The sequence below is a fragment of the Frankia sp. RB5 genome, from assembly GCF_059816245.1.
The window spans coordinates 105465-125923 of the sequence record NZ_JCBATA010000008.1; the positions used below are offsets into that span (position 1 = coordinate 105465).

Below are 20459 nucleotides of genomic sequence, written 5' to 3' on the forward strand. Positions count from 1 at the left end.
GCGCACGGACCCGCCGCGGGGAGCCGGCATGGCTGCGGCGCCACGGTCGCGGGGTGGCCTCAGCCGGCCGAGCGGCCGCCGTCGACGACCCAGATCTGGCCGGTGACGTGGCTGGCCTGGCTGTCGTCGGCGAGGAACGCCGCGACGTTCGCGATCTCCTCGGGGGTGCCGAGACGTCCCTGCGGGATGCGGCCCTCGAGCATCCGCATCAGGTCCGGCGTTGCCTCGTCGAGGATGGCGGTGCGGGTCGTCCCGGGCGCGACGGCGTTGACCCGGATGTTGACCGCGACGACCCTGTCGAAGGCATCGACCGGGTATTCGTGGATGGGCAGGTTCGGGCCGCCGATCCCGGCGTTGTTCGCGAGGATGTCCAGGCCACCGAACTCGGACCCGATCCATCGCTCCAGGTCGGCGACGTTGGCCTGGTCGGCGACGTCGAGCCGGCGGGCCAGCGCGAGCCCGCCGATCTCCCGTGCGGCCGCGTCCTGCGCGCCGTTGACGTCGGTGAGGATCACCCGGGCGCCGTCAGCGGCGAGGCGGGCGGCGATCGCGCGTCCGATGCCCGAGCCCGCGCCGGTGACGAGAGCGGTCTTGCCGTCGAAGCGTCCCATCTGAGCGTCTCCTGATCTGTGTATGACGGACGCCGGGGCTGCCCGGCAGGGCGGTCGCCCGCGGCGAAGGTTTCCGAGGGAAAACATATAGGCGGTACTGTGTTGATGTGGACGAGGACGGTGCCCCTCAGGAGCTGCGGCACGCCGTCGAGCTGACGGCGCTGCTGAGCTGGCTGGCGGAGCTGTGGTCGTCGCCGACCTACCAGGCGTCGATCCTCGCGGCCATCGGGGCGGACGTCGGCGTCACGGAGGGCCGCGTGCTGTGGCATCTCGGCCAGTACGGCCCGCTGCGGCCGACCATGCTGGCCGAGCGCCTCGAGATCGGCGTGCCCAGCATCAGCAAGGCGGCCGCCAAGCTGCGCCGTCGGGGCCTGGTGGCGGATCGGAGCCCGGCGGGCGACCAGCGGGTGAGACTGCTCTACCTCACCCCGTCGGGCCGGGTGACGGTCGCTCGCATGTACCAGGTGGGTGACGCGGCGGTCCGCGGCATCCTCGCGGGGTGGGAACCGGCCGAGGCCGAGAGGTTCACGGTGGCGATGCGGACGTTCGTCGGCGCCGTGAGTGACTACGCCGCCCGGCTGCGCTCTCGGGCGGGCCTGGCACCCGGCGACGACCGGCCGACGCCCCGTCCCCGCACGGCAGACTCGGACGCGACGTGACGCGCCGTGCGCACGGGGAGGGACCGGGAGATGCGGCTGCACGTGGGGTGCGCGATGTGGAGTCTGCCGTCCTGGCAGGGGCGCTTCCTGCCGCACCGGCTCGCGGCCCACGAGCGGCTGCGGCACTACGCCAGCTGGTGTACGGCCGTGGAGGGCAACACCACCTTCTACGCGACGCCGGCGCGGGCGACCGTCGAGGCGTGGGCGCGCCAGACCGAGCCCGCCTTCCGGTTCGTCCCGAAGCTGCCGAAGATCGTCACCCATGACCGGCGCTTCGTCGACGTCGACGCCGAGCTGCGCGCCTTCTGGGACGCGATCGCCCCGCTCGGCCCGCGCGTCGACGCCGTGTGGATCCAGCTGCCGGCGGCGTTCACGCCCGTCGATGTGCCGGCGCTCGGCCGCTTCCTCGCCGGCCTGCCGGCGGTCCACCGTTACGCCGTCGAGGTGCGCCACCCGGCGTTCTTCACCGACCCACGGGCCGCGGACCTGCTCGAACGGGCGCTGGGGGCAGCGCGCGCCGAGTGGGTTCCCTTCGACACGACCGTCTTCTTCGCGTCCCCGCCGGACAGCGACGCCGAACGCGACGCCTGGGCGAAGAAGCCACGCGTGCCGGCGCGGAACCGCGCGCTCACCGAGCGGCCGATCGTGCGCTACCTCGGCCGCGACGACGTCGAGGCGACGGTCGCGGGCTGGCGGGGCTGGGTCGACGCCGTCGTCGCGTGGCTGCGGGAGGGACGCTCGCCGACGATGTTCGTCCACACGCCCGACAACGCCGACGCCCCGGCGCTCGCCCGCCGCTTCCACGACGAGGTCCGCGCCCGCGTCCCCGCCCTCGACCCACTGCCCGCCCCGATCCCGGCCGCACCGCCGACGCTGTTCTGATCCGGCCGGCGCGCGGTGGCGGTCCTGGGCACGCCACGCCCAAGGGTGCCATGCCTGATCGCCATGACCTGGCGGTGGTCCCCGGCGCCGCCCGGCAACCCTGTGAGCACGTCGTTCGTTGCACCGACAGCGTCTGATCGGTGTTCCTGCGTCACTACGGCGACACAATGATCGTCGAGGGCTCTGTCCTGGAACCGCGAATTGTCCCTAAAATCACCTTTGGTGGGGGGCGGCATCGGCTCCGGCGCGTATGGGAGCCCTGACACAAGGGCGGTTCAATCGATGGCGGTCAGTGATGACCGTGGCTGGCGGGGAACCGCCTCGCCTCCCCGGACCCCGGTTGACCCCTCGGCGGACGGCGCCGCCGGGGAGGAGCCGTACTTCATCATCAACACGCCCAGCGGCCCGATCGCCGTGAGTCGGCCGCTCGCCCCGACGACCAGCTGGGGCCAGGTGCCTGGCGGGTCGGCGCGGGACTGGCCCGACTTCGAGGACGACTTCCCCGCCCAGCCATCGGATCCCCGGCTCACGGCGCTGTTCGACCTGCCCGGGCCGGACGCGGGCGCAGACCCCTTCGACCCCGTCTATCAGGCCGGTCCCGCCGGTCTGTACGACCCGGCTGGTCTGGCGGGGCCATCGGGCTGGGACGCCGCCGGCCCCGGGCCGGGCGGATCCGGGCCGATGCGGGTGAGCCCACCCGATGGGGGCGCCCTGCCGTTCGAGTCCGTACCGCCGTCCACCGGCCAGGGGACGACGGCAGCCGGCCCGGTGGCGCCGCGGCCGAACGCGGCGAATGCGCCCGACCAGGACGACTGGGGCGACGCCGAGTGGGAGGACGACGCCTGGGGTGCCAGCGATCCGTCACCCCGCGGCGGCCGGGCCGCCACGCGCCGCGGCCGCGGGCGCCAGCAGAGCGGCGAGCGTGGTGGCGCTCAGCGTGGTGGCGGCCGGCGCGGCAGAGCGCAGCGTGGCGGTGGTCAGAGCGAGGAGGAACCGCCGCCCGCCGACCGGTACCGCGCCTATCTGGTCTCCGAGCGCGAGTCCGCCGCGATGTACCGGGAGCTCGCCGAGGTCAGCGACGGCTCGCAGGGCGAGGTGCTGCGCCAGCTCGCCGACGTCGAGGACGAGCACGCCGGGCACTGGGAGAGCCAGCTGCGCGCGATGGGCGAGCCCGTTCCCCCCGCCCGCCGCCAGCGCAGGAGCCTGCGGCTGCGGATCGTCATCATGCTGGCCCGCTGGTTCTCGCTGTCCGCGGTGCTGCCGATGCTCGAGGCCGGCGAGCGCGCCAGTGCCGGCCGCTACGACGACGAGGCCAACGCGGCGCCGGGCATGCGCCTGCAGGAACGCCGCCACGCCCGGATGCTGGCCGGGATGTCGGTGCGCCGTGCGTCGCGGGGCGGCATCGGCGACGGCGAGCGATGGCATCACGGCGACCGCTCCGGCGCGCTGCGCGCCGCCGTGTTCGGCGTCAACGACGGGCTGGTCTCCAACGCCTCCCTGGTGCTCGGCTTCGTCGGCTCCGGGGCGTCCAGCCGGGCGATCCTGCTCGCCGGGGTCGCCGGGCTGCTCGCCGGCGCGTTCTCGATGGGCGCGGGCGAGTTTGTGTCCGTGTCCAGCCAGCGCGAGATGTTCGCCGCCGAGATCCGCCTCGAGGAGCAGGAGCTGCGCGACTTCCCCGCGGGCGAGGAACGCGAGCTGGCCCTGCTCTACCAGGCGAAGGGCCTGCCGAAGGAGCAGGCGGAGGAGACCGCCCGCAAGATCATGGAGAATCCGGAGACGGCGCTGGACACCCTCGCCCGCGAGGAACTCGGCCTCGACCCGGACGAGCTCGGCTCACCGTGGGCGACCGCGGCGTCGAGCGCGGCGTCGTTCACCGCCGGCGCGTTCGTCGTCGTGCTGCCGTTCCTCATCGGGTCGGGCACGGGGGCGGCCGTGGTGGCGGTGATCCTCGCCGCCATCGCGCTCGCCGTCGTCGGCGGCGGGCTGAGCCTGCTGGCCGGCGACTCGCCACGCCGCGGCGCCACCCGTCAGCTCGTCGTCGGTGGGCTGGCGGCCGCCGCCGCGTTCGGCATCGGCGGCCTGCTCGGCGTCAACGTCTCCTGATCCCGCACGTCTCCTGATCCCGCACGTCTCCTGATCCTGCACGCCCCGACGGCCGGACGCCCTGACCGACGCGAGTTCTCATCACCCCGGGCTCGCACGGACAGGGCGCCGGCCGAACGGTTGCGGCGCGTCGCGGCGGCCCTGAGCATGTTCCGACGACGGGACCGCCACGGACCGGCTGTCATCACGGTCCCGGTGTCACCGTCCGCGCCGTCCCACCGCCCTCGGTCGCACCGAAGCGACCCGTCGACCGAATTCTGTGAGGAGAGACGCCGTATGCCGATCATCGCCGTCACCGGGGCCACCGGGCACCTCGGCCACCTCGCCGTCGAGCAGCTGCTCGCGTGCGACGTGGCCGCCGGCGACATCGTCGCTGTCGTGCGCACCCCGGCCCGGGCCGACGATCTCGCCGCCCGCGGGGTCCAGGTCCGCCACGGCGACTACGACCGGCCCGACACCCTCGCCGCCGCCCTCGTCGGCGTCGACCGGCTGCTGCTGGTCTCCGGCACTGACCTCGGCCGGCGCACCGGGCAGCACGCCGCCGTCATCGCCGCCGCCCGGACCGCGGGGGTGCACCGGATCGGCTACACCAGCGTGCTGCGCGCCGACACCACCGGCAATCCGCTCGCCCCGGAGCACGTCGCCACCGAGCAGGCGCTGCGCGACTCGGACGTGCCGTACACCGTGCTGCGCACCAGCTGGTACACCGAGGTTTACACCGAGCGGCTCGCCGAGTTCCTGCGCACCGGGGAGATCGTCGGCGCCGCCGGCACCGGCCGGATCTCCGCCGCCACCCGGGCCGACTACGCCGCCGCCGCCGTCACCGCCCTGCTGCAGGACACCGACTCCGACACGATCCACGAGCTCGGTGGCCCCGCCTTCACCCTCGACGAGCTCGCCGCGACGATCACCGAGGTCACCGGGCGGACGGTCGTCTACCGCAACCTGCCCGCCGACGAGTACGCCGCCACCCTGACCGGCGCCGGCGTCGACCCGGCGCTCGCGGGCATGCTCGCCGCGATCGACACGTCCATCGCGGCCGGTGAGCTGTACACCGACAGCGACGCGCTCACCCGGCTGGCCCGCCAACCGGCCACCCCGCTCGCCGACGCCGTCCGCGCGGCCGCCCGCGACGCCGCGGCCGTCGTGGACTGAGCCGCGGCGCCGGGAGCGGCGCGGGGGAGCGTCAGCCCAGCGGTCTCCCTACGATCGCGTAGGCGCTGCGACCGCCGGCGGCGAGGGCGCGGGCGAGGGTGAGGCCGCTGGTCCCGGTGACGGGCACAGGCTGGGCACTGTCGTTGGCGGTTCCGTCTCCCACCGGACCGGGTGATCACCACTGGTGACGGTCTCCGCCGATCTCGATACTGGACGGGTGGCGAGAACCGATCCGAACACCGTCCAGTCCGTGCTACGGGCGTCCAGCCTGCTGGACTGCTTCGCGGACGGGCGCCGGGACAGCACGCTGACCGAGCTCGCCGCGGCCACGGGCCTGACCACCAGTACCGCCTACCGCCTGCTGCGCACCCTTACGCAGGCCGGCCTGCTGTGGCGCGAGCCCCACTCGGAGCGCTACCTGCCCGGACCCGCCCTGCTGCGCCTCGCGCGGTCGGTACTGGACACCGGGGACGTCGCCAGCAGCCGGGAGGTGGTGGAGAGCCTCGCGGTGCGGACCGGCCTGCCGGTGTCGGTCGCCGTCCGCGTCGGCGACGGGGTCGAGACCATTCTCGGCGCGGACGGCGACGGCGTCGCCCTGCCCGACCCGCGCACACTGCCGCGTCTCCCGCTGCACGCGACGGCGCTCGGCAAGGTGCTGCTCGCCTACGCCGCGCCCGACCTCGGTGCGGCCGGCGCCGAACCGGGTGCCGCGCCCGGCGACGGCTGGGGCGACGACCGCGGTCCCGGCGACGGCGGGAACGGTGCCGGTCTCGGCGTCGTGAGCGAGGCCGGCCCGGACAGGCTGCCGCGGTTCACGGCGGCGACGATCGCGTCGCGCGCGGATCTCGCCGTGGACCTCTCGCGCGTCCTCGACCGGGCCTACGCCGTCGAGGACCTCGAGTACACGTCGGATCGGCGTGGCGTCGCGGTGCCGGTCCGCGGTGACGACGGGCGGGTGGTGGCCGCGCTCGGCGTGGTGGGCGCGGCCGATGTCCTGCCGCTGGCGGCGGTCCGCCGCACGGGGCTGGAGCTGGCGGCGGCCGCCGGTGCGCTGGGTCTGCCGCGTTCGCTCGTGGGGCGGGCCCGCGCCGAGGAGGTCACCGCCGCGGTGCCGCCGCCGCACGTGCCACGCTAAGCCGACCAGATCAGTGGTGTTTGCCGCATCGCGGGAAATGCCTCTTTACCTGCGTCGGGGCGGCGGGTAGCGTGTGCCGCGAAGAAGGAGGAACCGGTGTTCGTCGACTGCGGCTTCGCGGGGAGCGACTGCCGCCGCGCCCACAGGGGGGCGCCGCGGCCGGTCGGCCGTGCGCTGCTTCTCACCCGACGGCGCGATGTCGACCTCATGCGTAACAGCGGAGCGGTCTGTCCCTAGCGCGCTGATTCCGAGGCGGCGTTCCGGGCGACAGAACCCGGCTGGCCCGCCGAATCCAGCGTGATTCCTCTCGGTCGCCATCCGTATCCGGAGGCGACCCCGGCCGGGTGATTCCGGTCCCGGTCGGGACCTTTCCGCGTCCACATCGGGCGCGTCACTCTCCTGTTCCGGCACCGGGCGTCCTGGAAAACATCCGCGCGCCTGCGCCGCTGATTCCCGCGCGTAGGCGCCGGCGGTCCGAAACACGCCGCTGTTCCACGCTGCCTCGACCATCTCAGGCTGCCCAGAAAGAGGGACCATGGACCTCGGCCTCACCGACAGACGCGCCATTGTGACGGGTGCGAGCCAGGGAATAGGACTGGCCGTCGCGCACGCGCTGGCGGCGGAGGGCGTCGACCTCGTCCTGGCCGCGCGCTCAGCCGACCGGCTGCGCCGCGCCGCCGACGAGGTGGCACAGCGCCACGGCCGCGTCGTCCACGCCGTGCCGACCGACACCGGCGTCGACGAGTCCGTCCGCGCGCTCGTCGACGAGACGGTCGCGCGGCTCGGCGGCGTCGACATCCTCGTCAACAACGCGTCGAACCAGACGGCGGGCTACCCGTTCCCGCCGCTGGCCGACACCACGGACGAGGCGTTCTGGGCGGACGTGAACGTCAAGGTCGTCGGCTATCTGCGGACCAGCCGGGCGGTCGCTCCCCACCTCGTCGCCCAGGGCTGGGGCCGCATCATCAACATCAGTGGTCTGGGCGCGCGGCAGACCCATTCGATCGTCCGCACGATCCGCAACGTCAGCGTGGCCGCCCTGACGAAGAACCTCGCCGACGAACTCGGCCCGCATGGTGTGAACGTGACGGTCGTCCACCCCGGGCCCACCCGTACGGAGACCAACGCGGCCCTGCTCGCCGCGGTGGCGGCGACCGGCGCCACCGACCAGGCGGGGCGGACGACGGCAACCTCCATCGGCCGGATCGTCGAGGCCCACGAGGTCGCCGACGTGGTCGCCTTCCTCGCCTCGCCCCGCAGCGTCAGCATCACCGGCGACGCGATCGCCGCCGGCGGTGGCCTGCCCGGCGCCGTCTACTACTAGATCGCCGTGACGATGACCAGCGCGATCCCTCCCACCAACGCCCACTCGGGGAGCAGGCCATGACGCTCATCGACGCCCGTGACCCGTCCGCCGCCGGCGCCTCCGCCGCCGGCGCCTGGGTCACCGGCTCCGCCGGCGCCGATGTCGACGGGCCGGTGACGCCCGGGTCCGCCGCGCTGCGCGCGCTGCTCGCCGAACTGGCCCACGGGGAGGCGGACCGTGAGCGCGACGGCCGAGCGCCGCATGAGCAGTTCGCCCTGATCCGCCGGGCCCGGCTGGGTGCCCTGCGGGTGCCCGCCGAGCGGGGAGGCGGCGGCGCGTCGATCCGCGAACTGTTCGAGACCGTGCTCGACCTGGGGGCGGCGGACCCGAACATCGCGCAGAGCCTGCGCAACCACTTCCTGATCGTGGAGGCGAGGGTGCGGGTGTCGGCCGGCGGCGCGGCGGATCCGCTGCTGGACAGGGTCGTCGCCGGCACCCTGCTCGGCGCCGCGTCGTCCGAGCCGGGCACGCCGGACGTCGGCCAGCGCGCGCAGGACCACGCGACGACGGTGACCCCCGACGGCGACGGGCACCGGCTGGACGGGACCAAGGTCTACAGCACGGGTAACCTCTATGCCGACCTGCTCCTGGTCACCGCCGGTACACCCGACGGAACCACGGCGCAGGTGCTCGTCCCGGCCGACCGCGACGGGATCCTCCACGAGGACGACTGGGACGGCATCGGCCAGCGTCTCACCGGCAGCGGCACGACCCGGTTCGCCGGCGTCCGGGTGCTTCCGGAGGAGTTCCTGGCCGGGCAGGAGGCGTGGCCGGAGGGTGGCTCGGCCTATCCGGCGACCTATCCCCAGCTGTGGCTCACGGCGATCGTCGCCGGCATTGTTCGCCGGGTCGCCGGCGACGCGGCGGCCCTGGTCCGGGAACGGTCGCGGACCTTTTATCACGCGCCGGCGCGCCGCCCGGTGGACGACCCGATCCTGCAGGAGACCGTCGGCTACATCGCGAGCGCCGCCTATGCGGCCGAGGCGCTGGTACGGGACGCGGCGGCGGCTCTCGACGCGTCGTTCACCGCCGTTCTCGCCGGGGTGGAAAATCCCGATCTGGACGCCGCCGCGGCACTGAAGGCCGCACAGGCCAAGGTGGTCGTCGACGACCTGGCGCAGCGCGCCGCGACGGCCCTGTTCGACGCGGGCGGTGCCTCCGCCGTGCGCCGGGCGGCCCAGTTCGACCGGCACTGGCGCAACATCCGTACCCTCGCCTCCCACAACCCCCGCGCCTACAAGGCGATGTGGATAGGCGCGCACACGATCAACGGAACACCGCTGCCCGACGGCTCCTATTTCTAGGCCGCCATCCGCCGCCTTTTCCCCGCCCCTGTTTCCCCTTTCCTTCGTGACCCTTCGTTCGCCCTGAGGAGCCTGGACATGGCCGACCCGGCCGTCGCGACCGTCACCGCCCCCGAGTTGCACGCCCTGGTCGGCGGCCAGGCGGAGTACGCGCTGATCGATGTGCGGGAGGCGCGCGTCACCGCGGAGCGTGGGTCGATCCTGCTCGGGGTGTCGGTGCCGCGCAGCGTTCTCGAGACGCGGATCGACGCGCTCGTCCCCCGGCGGTCGACGCCGGTCGTCGTGTACGACGGCGGCGAGGAGGGGGAGACCCTGGCCGCGCGCGCCGCCCGCCGCCTCACCGAACTCGGGTACACCGACGTCCGCACCCTCGACGGCGGCCTGCGCGCCTGGGCGGACGCCGGCCACAAGGTGCACCTCGGCGGCACCCACGTGGTCGGCCAGTCCTTCGGTGAGTTCGTCGAGGACGTCCACGGGACCCCGCACGTCACCGTCGCCGAGCTGCGCGCCGCCCAGGCCCGCGGCGAGGACGTGGTCATCCTCGACAGCCGGCCGACCGAGGAGTTCGTCGTTCACAGCCTGCCCGGCGGCACCTCCATCCCCGGCGCCGAGCTCGTCTACCGGGCGGACGAGGTCGTCTCCTCACCGGACACGCTGGTCGTCGTGAACTGCGCCGGGCGCACCCGCAGCATCCTCGGCGCGCAGACCCTGATCAACGCCGGTCTGCCGAACCGGGTGGTCGCCCTGGCGGGCGGCACCCAGTCCTGGATCCTCGAGGGCCACACCCTCGAGCACGGCACGGTCTCCGCCGCCCCGCCGCCGTCGCCGGCGGCCCTCGACAGGGCCCGCGCCCGCGCCCGGGGGGTCGCCGAGCGCTTCGGGGTCCGCGCGATCGACGGGGCGACGCTCCGCCAGTTCCGCGAGGAGCGCGAGCGGCGCTCGCTGTACCTGCTCGACGTCCGCACTCCCGAGGAGTTCACCGCGGGACACCTGCCCGGGTCGCGGTCGGCGCCGAGCTGGGAGGTCGCCCCGTGGATCTTCCGGTTCGCCGGCACCCACCATGCGCGGATCGTGCTGCTCGACGATCCCGACCTGGTGCGGGCGACGGTGACCGCGTCGTGGCTGGAGCAGCTCGGGTGGGGCGAGGTGTTCGTGACGAGCATCGCCGAGGCCGGCGGGGAGCGCGCGACCGGTCCCGACGTGCCGACCGTCCTCGGTCTGACCGACGTCCCGTCCACCGATCCGCTCGCGCTGCGAGACGCCCTCGCCTCGGCCACGCCTCCCGTCGTCGTCGACCTGGCGCCGAGCCCCGACTACGGCGCGGGGCACATCCCCGGCGCGGTCTTCGCGATTCGCGCCCGGCTGGCCGACAGCGCGGCGGACCTGCCCGGCGCCGGAGCCATCACGCTGACCTCCCCCGACGGGGTGCTCGCCCGACTCGCCGTGCGCGACCTCACGGCGGCCACCGACCGGCCGGTCACCGCCCTGGCCGGGGGAACCGCGGCCTGGGTCGACGCCGGGCTTGCGCTCGCCACGGGGGAGGAGCGCCTCCTGCACCCAGCCGACGACGCGGTCCCGCACGGCTGGCGCGAGACCGACCCCGAGCGCCAGAAGGAGGGATTTCGCCGTTACCTGGCCTGGGAGCTGGGCCTTGTCGCCGAACTGCGCCAGGACGACACCGTCCCCTTCCGGCGCTTCCGGTAGCCCCCGCCGCCGATCCCCGCCGGACGAACCCGCTCGCCCGCGGCGCAGCCGCACGACAGGCCAGCAGCCGCACGACAGGCCAGCAGCCCACCGCGACCGCCGCCACCCGGACCGCCCCCGTCGGCCCTGCCCCGGCCTCCGCGCACCAGCAGACATCTCCACCCAGCATTTTCGCCCATCGGAGGAAAAGACCGTGCAGGGCTCCATCCGAATGCTCACCCGCCGCAGACGTGGCGCCGTCACCGCCGTCGCCGCCGTCGTCGCTCTCGTTCTCACTCTCGCGGCCTGCTCCAGTTCGGGAGGATCACACTCCTCCGGATCCGGTGGATCCGCGACCGCGGCACCCGACCTGAGCAAGGTGACCCTCAAACTCGGCCAGATCACCGCCAGCGAGGCCGCCCAGATCAAGCTGTCGGGCGTCTTCGACGACACGCCGTACAAGGTCTCCTGGTCGACGTTCGCCGGGCCGGCTCCGATGATGACCGCGCTGCTCGCCGGCGCGATCGACGCCGGCGCGAACTTCGGTGACGTCTCGGTCACCCTGGCCAACGCGAACAGCTCCACACCCTGGACGGCGGACAACGCCCCCGCGAAGACCATCGGCGTGCTCGCCACCACCCACCCGCTCTACCAGACGATCGCGACAACGTCGTCGGGCATCACCAGCCTCGACGACCTCAGGGGCAAGCGGTTCGCCTACAACAACGGCGGCAACATCCAGGCGCAGTACCTGCTCGACCTGAAAAAGGCCGGCCTCACTCCCGCCGACGTGAAGCCGATCGTCATCCAGGCGGCCACCCAGGGCAGTACCTTCGCCGCGGGAGCCACCGATGTGCTGAGCACCTCGGCCGGGGTGGCGGTGCCCTTCCTCGCCGAGGGCAAGGCCCGGGTCATCGCCACGCAGAACGACATCGGCCTGCCCGGGCTGAACGCGTTCGTCGCCAGCACGAAGGCGCTGAAGGATCCGGCGAAGCGCGCGGCGTTCGCCGACGTCCTCACCCGGCTGACGAAGTTCTACGCCTGGTACGCCAAGAACCTGCCGGCGGTCGCGAAGCAGTCGGAGTCGGTGAGCAACGTGCCGGCGAAGTACTCGCTGGAGGAGGCGAAGTACGCCGGCAGCTACCTTGTCCCGACGACTCCGGACATCATCGCGAAGGAACAGGCGCTGGCGGACCTCCTCGTGGAGGGGGGCGTCATCAAGAGCAAGGTCGATGTGAGCGCCCAGTACGACCAGTCGTTCAATTCGGTCATCTCCGCCGGGAACGCGGTCAACGGGATTCCTCGGGCGACCAGCTGACTGCCCGCCGGCGGCGGCCCGCCCACCGCCCGCGGGCGTCGCCGGCGCTTCTTCTCTTCTCTCCGTTCCCGGATCTCACGTCGAGGTAGGCAATGTCTTCCAAATCCGTCGCGGTGAACTCACCATCACCGCTGGCGCGCCCGCTCCCCGGGGCGGGCGTGCCGTCTCCGACGCTCTCCTCCGATGTCCCGGCGTCCGAGGCCGTGGCGTCGGAGGTCTCGACGCCCGAGATTCCGGCGTCGGATGTCCCGGCGTCCGAGGATCCGGCGTCCGAGGATCCGGCGTCCGGCGTCCGGGACCTGAGCCGGGTGGCGCCGCCGCCGGGACGCCCGCGGACCCGCGTGCGCCCGCGTGTCCTGCGCCGCGCGCTGCGCGTGCTGGTGCCCCTCCTCGTCCTGGCGGCATGGGCGGCCGGATCCGCGACCGGGCTCATCCCGGCGAAGATCCTCGACTCGCCGCCGACCGTCGTCGACGCCTTCGGCCACCTGATCTCCACCCATCAGCTGCAGGACGCGCTGTCCATCTCCCTGCGCCGCGCCGGGGTGGGCCTCGCGTTCGGCCTCGCCGTAGGGCTGGTCTTCGGGCTGACGACCGGCCTGAGCCGGCTGGGCGAGGAACTGCTCGACTCCTCGATGCAGATGGTCCGGATGGTCCCGTTCCTGGCCGTCACGCCGCTCATCGTCGTGTGGTTCGGGATCGGCGAGACCGCGAAGATCGCGCTGATCGCCTTCGCCTGCGTCTTCCCGATCTACCTCAACACCTACGCGGCGGTCCGGGCCATCGATCCGAAGCTGATCGAGGCGGCCCGGGTCTTCGGGCTGCGCGGCCTCGCCCTGACCCGGCGGCTCATCATCCCCAACGCGATGCCGGGAATCCTGGTCGGGCTGCGGTTCTCGATGGGCGTGTCGATCCTCGCCCTCATCGCGGCCGAGCAGATCAACGCCGACTCCGGCCTCGGCTACCTTGTCGCGAACGCCCAGGAGGCGTTCCGCAACGACCTCATCCTCGCCCTGCTGTTCGTCTACACGGTGCTCGGACTGTTCATCGACCTGTTCGTCCGGCTGTTGGAACGGACGCTGCTGCCCTGGCGAGCGACGGTGGTGGGCAGATGAGCACGCGCACGGTCGCCCCGGTCGGAATGAAGCCGGTCGACAGCGGGGCCGTCCACATCCGGGGGGCGGCGAAGTCGTTCGGTGCCAAGGACGTCCTCGTCGACTTCGACCTGGACATCGCCCCCGGCGAGTTCGTCGCGCTGCTTGGCGCGTCCGGCAGCGGCAAGAGCACCCTGCTGAAGATCCTCTGCGAGCTGGAGACCGTCGACCACGGCATCGTTCGGGTCCCCTCGGCCCGCTCGGTGGTGTTCCAGGAGCCGCGGCTCGTCCCGTCCATGCAGGTGTGGAAGAACGTCGTCCTCGGCCGGTCGCGCGCCCTCGCCTCGCGGGCCGCCGCCGAGGCCGCGCTCGCCGAGGTGGGCCTGGCCAGCCACGCCGACGACTGGCCCCGCACGTTGTCCGGCGGCGAGGCCCAGCGGGTGGCGCTCGCCCGCGCGCTGATCCGGGAGCCCCGACTGCTCCTGCTCGACGAGCCGTTCGCCGCCCTCGACGCGCTGACCCGGATCCGCATGCATGCCCTGGTCGCCCAGCTCTGCGCCCGGCACAACCCGTCTGTGCTGCTGGTCACGCACGACATCGACGAGGCGATCCTGCTCGCCGACCGGGTCGCCGTGCTGCGCTCGGGCCACAAGAGCCTCGACGCGGTGGTCGACCTGCCCCGCCCCCGCACCCGCGGCGGACCGGCGTTCGAGGCTCTGCGCCGCACCCTGCTCGCCGAGATCGGAGTCAGCACCGATCCCGAGGCCGAGCCAGCGGTCGCCGACCAGACCCAGCCGCCGCGGGCCGCACCGCTCCCGGTGCGGGCGCGGTCCGCGTCGACGGTCGTGCCGAGGACGGTCGTGCCGAGGACGGTCGTACCGAAGGAGACCGAACGGCGATGACCGCGTACGAGCGCGAGCTGCATCTCAACGTCAACATCCTCGACGCGGGCAAGCACCCGGGCGCCTGGCGGTTCCAGGACGACCCCCGGTGGTTCCTCGACATCGACTACTTCTCGACCATCGCCCGCCTGGCCGAGCGTGGCACCTTCGACGCCGTCTTCCTCTCGGACGGGGTCGCGCTGCTCTCCGAACCGGCCGAAAAGCCATGGCAGGCGCTGGAACCCACCGTCCTGCTCGCCGCGCTCGCCCGGGAGACCGAGCACGTCGGCCTCATCGGCACGGCGTCGACCACCTTCAACGACCCGTTCAACCTCGCCCGCCGGTTCGCGTCCCTCGACCACCTCAGCCGAGGCCGCGCCGCGCTCAACGTCGTCACCTCCTACTCGCCGCGGGCGGCCGCGAACTTCGGCCTCGACGTGGTCCCCGACCACGACGCCCGCTACGCCCGGGCGGAGGAGTTCGTCGACGTCCTCACCGGGCTCTGGGACAGCTGGGACGACGACGCGATCACCGGGAAGCGGGACGCCGTGGCGTTCATGGACCCGGCCGGTGTGCGCCCGATCCACCACCGGGGCGAGCACTTCGCCGTGCGCGGCCCGCTGAACGTGCCGCGCTCCCCACAGGGTCGTCCGGTGCTGGTGCAGGCCGGGTCGTCCGAGGTCGGCAAGCGGTTCGCGGCCCGCGTCGCCGAGGTCGTCTTCACCGCCCAGACCACCCATGGCGCCGCCCAGGCGTTCTACGCGGACATGAAGAACCGGGCGCGGGCCTTCGGCCGCGACCCCGGTCATCTCGTCGTCCTGCCCGGGCTGTTTCCCGTCGTCGGGTCCACCGAGGCGGAGGCATGGGCCCGCAAGGACGCGCTCGACGAGCTGTTCCCCTTCGACCTCGAACTGCCCCGGCTCGCCGCGCAGCTCGGCCTGGATCCCGCGGACCTGCCCCTCGACCGGGAGCTTCCCTACGACCTGCTCGGCGACGCGGGCCAGTTCACCGGATCGCGAGGCTTCCTGGAGGCGACCGTGAACCTCGCCCGCGAACGCGGGTACACCGTGCGCGAGCTCCTGCTCAGCAACGGTGGGGGCCACCGGCAGGTCGTCGGCTCCCCGGAGCAGGTCGTCGACAGCATCGAGCACTGGTTCCACAGCCGCGCGGCCGACGGGTTCAACCTCAACTTCGACGTCTTCCCGTCCGGTCTGGAGACCTTCGTCGAGCACGTGATCCCCGAACTGCGCCGCCGCGGCCTGTTCCGCTCCGCCTACACCGGCCGCACCCTGCGCGACCATCTCGGCCTGCCCCGGCCGCCACGCAGGTAGGCCGCCGTCCTCGCCCGGCAGTCCCGCCCCCGGACGTGGCACTGGCAGGTGCCGGCTACACGCCGGGATAGCGGGCGAACCAGTCCGCCGACGCGGCCCCGAAGTCGTCCGAGACGGAGCCGGGGTGTTCGATCTCCGTCACCAGGTCCGCCGCCAGCTGCGCCACAAGGGCGTGGCCCTCGAGCTGTGCGATCCAGCCGGCCGGCAACGCCGCCTCGCCGAGGGCGGCGCCGACCAGGTTGCCGCAGATCGCGCCGGTGGAGTCGCTGTCCCCGGAATGGTTGACCGAGGCAAGCAGCGCCGCAGCGGGATCGTGCTGGGCGGCCAGCGCGCAGTACAGCGCGATGGCCAGCGCCTCCTCCGCCACCCATCCGGCACCGAGCCGTTCCACCTGCTCCGCCGAGGGCGCGCCTCCCTCCGCCGCGCCCAGCGCGGCCTGCAGCGCGGCGGCGAGCTCCCTGCCGTCAGGACGCGCCGAGACGCGGACCAGGGACGACTCCGCCGCCTCGGTGAGGGACGCGCCGTCGACGAGCATGGCGATGATCCAGGCGAGCGCGCCTGCCGCGAGGTAGCCGGTGGGGTGCCCGTGGGTGAGGACCGCGCACTCCACCGCGAGGTCCCAGGATGCCTCCGGCGCCCGGCGCAGCAGGCCGAACGGTGCCGACCGCATGACGGCGCCGCATCCCTTGCTGTCCGGGTTCGACGGTGCGTCCAGGGTTCCCATCTGTGCACGGTCCAGCCCGGACAGGCAGGCGGAGCCCGGCGCGCGCCGCGTGTACAGGATCGGCTGTGCGGCCAGCCACCCCTGTGCGTCGGCGGGCGGCGCCGGCTGTTGCTGGCTGGTCAACCAGCGCCGATACGCGTGCCAGAGCACCGATGGCGGATGCACCAGACCCTTCGACCGGCTCCGCACGGACGCGCGGATCAGGCCGTCGACGGTGAACATCGTCATCTGCGTGTCATCGGTGAGGGGCGCGTGCACCCCATAGGCGGCGGTGAGACCGGTGACCCCGGCCGACCCGTGGACCTCGCGGATCCTGTCCAACGACAGGAACTCGACGGCGGCACCGAGAGCGTCGCCCAGCGCCCCACCCACCAGGCAGCCGCGGACCCGCTCCGCGTAGGCGAGGGTGACCGAGCCTCCCGATGCCCGGTGGCCCGAAGTGCCGTCGGACGACTGGAGCCGCGCCCGGGGCCACGCGTCGCGCGGACCCGCGTCGTCCTGACCGACGGAGATGGCGTCCCCCTCGCCCTCCGGCGCCTCCAGGTCGGCGGCGGCGGCGAGTTCGGCGGCCGTCATGCGTTGGCGGGCGAGGGCCTTCCCCGAGCCGCTGAAGATGACGCCTTCCGCGGTCAGGACGTCCCTCGGGCTGTCCGTGCGGTCGGGATCGGGCCACCGGAAGTCGGGCGAGATCGCGCCGGTGAGGAGCAGCACCCGATGTGCGTTCGGGATCCGATCCGAGGCGAGTTTCCCGCCGACGGCGACCGCATGCGAACCGATGACCTCGGCGACATCGGAGTAGCTCGTCCAGCGGCCCGCCGGGATCGAGGCAAGAACCCTGGTCAGCAAGGTCCAGCGCTGGTCCGGCGGGGGTGGGGAGACGGAGTCGTCCGGGCCCGGCCAGATGCGGATGATGCGTTCGGCGAGGCCACGTCCCCGACCCTGGATCTCCTCCCGTCCCCAGCGGGTCTGGCCTGCGATCTCCCTGTTCATGGCAAGCCCGCTGTCCGCCAGCATCTGTTTCTTCGCGCCGAACTCGTGGTCGGAGAGTTTCTGGTTGTAGGCGGTGAGGGTGAGATTGCCGAGGGTGTGGACGAGGGCACGATGCAGTTCGTCGCGGGACTCGCCCTCGCGCAGGCCGGCTTCCATCGTCTCCTTCCAGCCCTGTTTGGCCAGGGACTGGGGGAGAACGTGCTCGATGGTGAGCTTCGCCCGACCGTCCCAGTCGACGGGCTCGAGGTGCTCGAAGTCCTCCTCCAGGCAGCGCAGGACGAAGGTGCGCTGGCCGCCCCGGCCGGTCCAGTAGAAGGGATTGACCAGGACGGCCTCCCGGACGTGCCGGTCGTCGGGGAACTTCTTGCGCGGGCCGGACAGGGCCCTGGTGATGGCGGCCGCGGTGGGTGAACGGCCTCCCAGCTCCTTGACGAGCGACATGAGTATCCGGTTGCTGTTGGCGCTCGCGATGCCCACCAGCATCCGGCGGACCAGGTAGCTTTCCACCACCCGCAGCGCGTCCGCCGCCTGGGCCGCGTCGACCTGGTGGGCGGCGTGGGCGATCAGGATGTGCAGGGCGATCGGGCGCACGACGTCGGCACCCCAACGGTGCAGCCGGTCCAGTGCGCGCCGCAGGCCCGGGTCCGGTTCCAGGGCTGGGTCGAGGATCCGGCTGAACAGCAGTGCCTTTTCATGTAGCTCGGCGATCCACCCTTCGATCGCGTCCTCGTCCGGCAGGGTCTCGAGGAACTGGCGCTGCGACTGATACACGGCCTCCTTCGTGGCACGGTCGTCGCCGCGCAGGACGAGATCAAGCCAGACGAGATCCTCGAGCTTGTCGCCGAGCAGATCCTGCAGAGGGAACCAGCGCCAGTCGTAGACCAGGTCCGCGCGGGTGGGAAGCCGCATGAACAGGTAGTTGCGCAGCAGGTCCGCCTGGGTGAGGCGGCGGCCGGTGTGATTGAGCGATTCGAAGATCCGGTACACGTCGTCGTCGGGATGAGCCGCGATCTCCACCACCGCCAGCTGGCCGACGACGGCCTGCTCGATGCGATCGGCGCTGAGCATCGGCTCGTCCGCGTCCGAGAGGGCGGAGAGCTCCTTGCGGAAGTATCGGTACGCATCGCCGACGCCGGCCTTCCCGCCCGCGTCGGGGGACCGCTCCACGATCGCCGTCCAGGCCGCTCGGTCGGTCCGTGTCGGCAGCAGCTTGTAGCGTTCACTTCCCGACGCGTACTTGTTGAGCAGGTACAGGTCGTCGATCTTCTCGGCGAGCAGGGAATTGTTGTCGTTCTCGCGGGCGTGATCCCGAAGCGCGCTGAGAAGAATGCTGAGGGTGGTGAGGCGCTGCTGGCCGTCCACGACCAGCCAGACGGCAACTCCGGCCGGGGTCATGGACGGGCTCGGAGCCAGGAACAGCGACCCCAGGAAGTGGTTCGCCGTGGGGCCGGCGGCGGCGACGCCCGTGATGTCGGCCCACAGCTGTCGGAGGTTCGGGCGCTCCCAGCTGTAAGGCCGTTGATAGAGCGGGACGAGATACTGGCACTGGCCCTGGAGAAGCTTGCCCAGCGTGGTTTCGTTCGCCTTCAAGAATCCACTCCGCCCCCGGAGACGCGTCACCGGCGTGCACGCACGTGTGTGTTTGCGCGCAGAAGCCTACCCGCCTGGGTGAAGATCGCCCGCTCGGGTCCCGGATGGACGGAGGACCGTCATCAGGGAAATCCCTGATGGGCGGCCTCCAATCGGCGGCGCTGAAGGTGGGGCCCGGCGAATGGCTGCTGGTGGGGCTCGTGGCCGCCGCGCCGACCGTAGGTGGAGGCTGGCCTGTCCGCTCAGGACGGCGGCGAGGGCGGGGGCGGCGGGGGTGCCCGGCGGGTTCGGCCGGCGGGCCGCGTCCGTGCACGACGCGTCGGTCGATCTGGCCGGCTGGTGGTCCGGCGAGCCCGCCATGCGCCGGTCGATCGCGACGGTGGTCGACCGGGCGTGTCGCGAGACCGGCTTCCTGCTGCTGGACGGCCACGGCCTGCCGGCGGTGGTGATGGCCGCGTGCGCCGGCATTGAGGTCGTCGACGGGATGGTGGTGGTGAGCCCCAGCGCGTCCCGGCGGCACAACCGGTTGGCTGGCGCGGCCCCGCGGGGTCAGGCCATGGCGGTGGCGATGGGTTCGGCGCGGCGGACGAGCGCGGTGATGCGCTCGGTGAACGCGGGCCACAGGGCCCGGGGGAGGCTGTGGCCCATCCCGTCGAAGACCGCCAGCTCGGAGCGCGGGATGGCATCGGCTGTCGCGCGGCCGCCGCTCACGTCGCACATCACGTCCGCGGCGCCGTGGATCACCAGGCTGGGTGTCCGCAACCCCCGCAGCGGGACGGTGCGGTCCCCGGAGGCGAGCACCGCGACGGACTGACGCAGGATGCCGACCGGGTCATGGCCTCGGTCGTAGGCACGCCCGGCCCGCTCGGCGACCGCCTCCTCCTCGAACGGGAAACCCGGGGAGGCGACGGCCCGCATCGCTCGCACCTGCCACGCGACGAAGCCGGAGCGGTCCGTGGGCGGCGTGCCGAGAGCGCCGATGACCGCCGGGTCCGGCTGGCCCACCGCGCGGTCCCCGGTCGTCGACATCATCGACGTGAGCGAGCGCACTCGGAGGCGATACTCGAGCGCCACCGTCTGGGCGACCATGCCGCCGAGCGAGGCGCCGACCAGATGGGCGGCGTCGATGCCGAGCGCGCCCAGCAGGCCGACCGTGTCCGCCGCCATGTCCGACAGCGTGTACGACGCCGACGAGCAGTCGCCGGCGAGCGCCGCCGGCAGGTCCGGCGCGGGGGCGTCGGTGAGGTGCGTGGACCGCCCGACGTCCCGGTTGTCGAACCGGACGACCTGCATCCCGCTGTCGACCAGCATGGCGCAGAACTCGTCAGGCCAGTTGATCATCTGGGCGCCGCCGCCCATCATCAGCACCACCGGCGGCGCCGCCAGGTCACCGAGACGCTCGTAGGCGATGTCGATCCGATCCGGTCCCACACCGCGGGCGATCTCTTCGGCCACGTCCGACCACCTTCTTCGCCTGAACGAACCCCGCGGCACGGTAACAGGGGACCAGCGGGTAGCCGGGGATCCGGCTACCGTGCGGGCGCGCCGACCAGCGCGGGGGAGCGACGCGCTCCGTCGGCCGACGGCAACCATCCCTGACGGCGCCGTCGCCGGGAGAGTCTCGTCGGGATCGCCG

16 protein-coding genes are annotated in these 20459 nt (G+C 73.1%); 12 read left to right on the plus strand and 4 right to left on the minus strand.

Translation table 11 applies throughout. The features are described from left to right. Positions 1-59 precede the first annotated feature (59 nt). Entirely contained in the window at positions 60-611 is a 552-nt protein-coding gene (locus AC6EXY_RS06090; protein ID WP_499817709.1) for an SDR family NAD(P)-dependent oxidoreductase, read from the minus strand. A 107-nt stretch (positions 612-718) separates the two neighbouring features. Between AC6EXY_RS06090 and AC6EXY_RS06095 the strand changes: the two genes are divergently transcribed. The 4 genes from AC6EXY_RS06095 (at position 719) to AC6EXY_RS06110 (ending at position 5410) form a co-directional block, all read left to right on the plus strand. Continuing rightward, complete coding sequence (locus AC6EXY_RS06095) at positions 719-1270, plus strand: MarR family winged helix-turn-helix transcriptional regulator (protein WP_165818522.1); 552 nt, start codon at positions 719-721, stop codon at positions 1268-1270. A gap of 30 nt (positions 1271-1300) precedes the next feature. Next, a complete protein-coding gene (locus tag AC6EXY_RS06100; protein ID WP_101833244.1) occupies positions 1301-2152 on the plus strand; it encodes a DUF72 domain-containing protein in 852 nt (283 codons plus the stop codon). Positions 2153-2434: 282 nt separating this feature from the next. Further along, positions 2435-4255 (plus strand): VIT1/CCC1 transporter family protein, encoded by a 1821-nt coding sequence (locus tag AC6EXY_RS06105; RefSeq protein ID WP_499817708.1) that lies wholly within the window; start codon positions 2435-2437, stop codon positions 4253-4255. 276 nt (positions 4256-4531) lie between these two features. After that, positions 4532-5410, plus strand: a complete 879-nt coding sequence (locus AC6EXY_RS06110) for an NAD(P)H-binding protein (protein ID WP_499817707.1) — start codon at positions 4532-4534, stop codon at positions 5408-5410. 31 nt (positions 5411-5441) lie between these two features. On the opposite strand, the gene AC6EXY_RS06115 is transcribed toward AC6EXY_RS06110, so the two are convergent. Then, positions 5442-5573: a hypothetical protein gene (locus AC6EXY_RS06115; RefSeq protein WP_499817706.1), complete on the minus strand. Its 132-nt coding sequence runs from the start codon at positions 5571-5573 to the stop codon at positions 5442-5444. A 21-nt stretch (positions 5574-5594) separates the two neighbouring features. Between AC6EXY_RS06115 and AC6EXY_RS06120 the strand changes: the two genes are divergently transcribed. The 8 genes from AC6EXY_RS06120 to AC6EXY_RS06155 all read left to right on the plus strand — a co-directional run bounded on the left by AC6EXY_RS06120 (position 5595) and on the right by AC6EXY_RS06155 (position 15519). Continuing rightward, complete coding sequence (locus AC6EXY_RS06120; RefSeq protein ID WP_101833242.1) at positions 5595-6545, plus strand: IclR family transcriptional regulator; 951 nt, start codon at positions 5595-5597, stop codon at positions 6543-6545. 535 nt (positions 6546-7080) lie between these two features. Then, a complete protein-coding gene (locus AC6EXY_RS06125) occupies positions 7081-7869 on the plus strand; it encodes an SDR family NAD(P)-dependent oxidoreductase (RefSeq protein WP_101833241.1) in 789 nt (262 codons plus the stop codon). Between the two features lie 59 nt (positions 7870-7928). Continuing rightward, positions 7929-9215, plus strand: coding sequence for an acyl-CoA dehydrogenase family protein (locus AC6EXY_RS06130; protein ID WP_101833240.1), 1287 nt, complete (start codon positions 7929-7931; stop codon positions 9213-9215). A gap of 78 nt (positions 9216-9293) precedes the next feature. After that, entirely contained in the window at positions 9294-10919 is a 1626-nt protein-coding gene (locus AC6EXY_RS06135; protein WP_499817705.1) for a rhodanese-like domain-containing protein, read from the plus strand. Positions 10920-11112: 193 nt separating this feature from the next. Beyond that, the gene (locus AC6EXY_RS06140; protein ID WP_499817704.1) at positions 11113-12216 is read left to right on the plus strand and encodes an ABC transporter substrate-binding protein; all 1104 of its coding nucleotides are present in this window, start codon (positions 11113-11115) and stop codon (positions 12214-12216) included. 158 nt (positions 12217-12374) lie between these two features. Then, on the plus strand, positions 12375-13328 hold the full coding sequence (locus AC6EXY_RS06145; RefSeq protein WP_499817703.1) for an ABC transporter permease: 954 nt from the start codon (positions 12375-12377) through the stop codon (positions 13326-13328). Beyond that, positions 13325-14209, plus strand: coding sequence for an ABC transporter ATP-binding protein (locus tag AC6EXY_RS06150; RefSeq protein ID WP_101833236.1), 885 nt, complete (start codon positions 13325-13327; stop codon positions 14207-14209). Before AC6EXY_RS06145 ends, AC6EXY_RS06150 begins: the two co-directional genes overlap by 4 nt. Next, positions 14206-15519 carry an LLM class flavin-dependent oxidoreductase gene (locus tag AC6EXY_RS06155; protein ID WP_101833235.1) on the plus strand — a complete coding sequence of 438 codons (1314 nt, stop codon included), beginning with the start codon at positions 14206-14208 and terminating at the stop codon, positions 15517-15519. The genes AC6EXY_RS06150 and AC6EXY_RS06155 overlap by 4 nt, the downstream gene beginning before the upstream one ends. Positions 15520-15574: 55 nt before the next feature. Here AC6EXY_RS06155 and AC6EXY_RS06160 read toward each other — a convergent pair whose 3' ends face one another. Together AC6EXY_RS06160 and AC6EXY_RS06165 are read right to left on the minus strand one after the other, a co-directional pair. Then, the gene (locus AC6EXY_RS06160; RefSeq protein WP_499817702.1) at positions 15575-18823 is read right to left on the minus strand and encodes an ADP-ribosylglycohydrolase family protein; all 3249 of its coding nucleotides are present in this window, start codon (positions 18821-18823) and stop codon (positions 15575-15577) included. Positions 18824-19372: 549 nt separating this feature from the next. After that, positions 19373-20278, minus strand: a complete 906-nt coding sequence (locus AC6EXY_RS06165) for an alpha/beta fold hydrolase (RefSeq protein ID WP_101833234.1) — start codon at positions 20276-20278, stop codon at positions 19373-19375. Between the last annotated feature and the right edge of the window lie 181 nt (positions 20279-20459).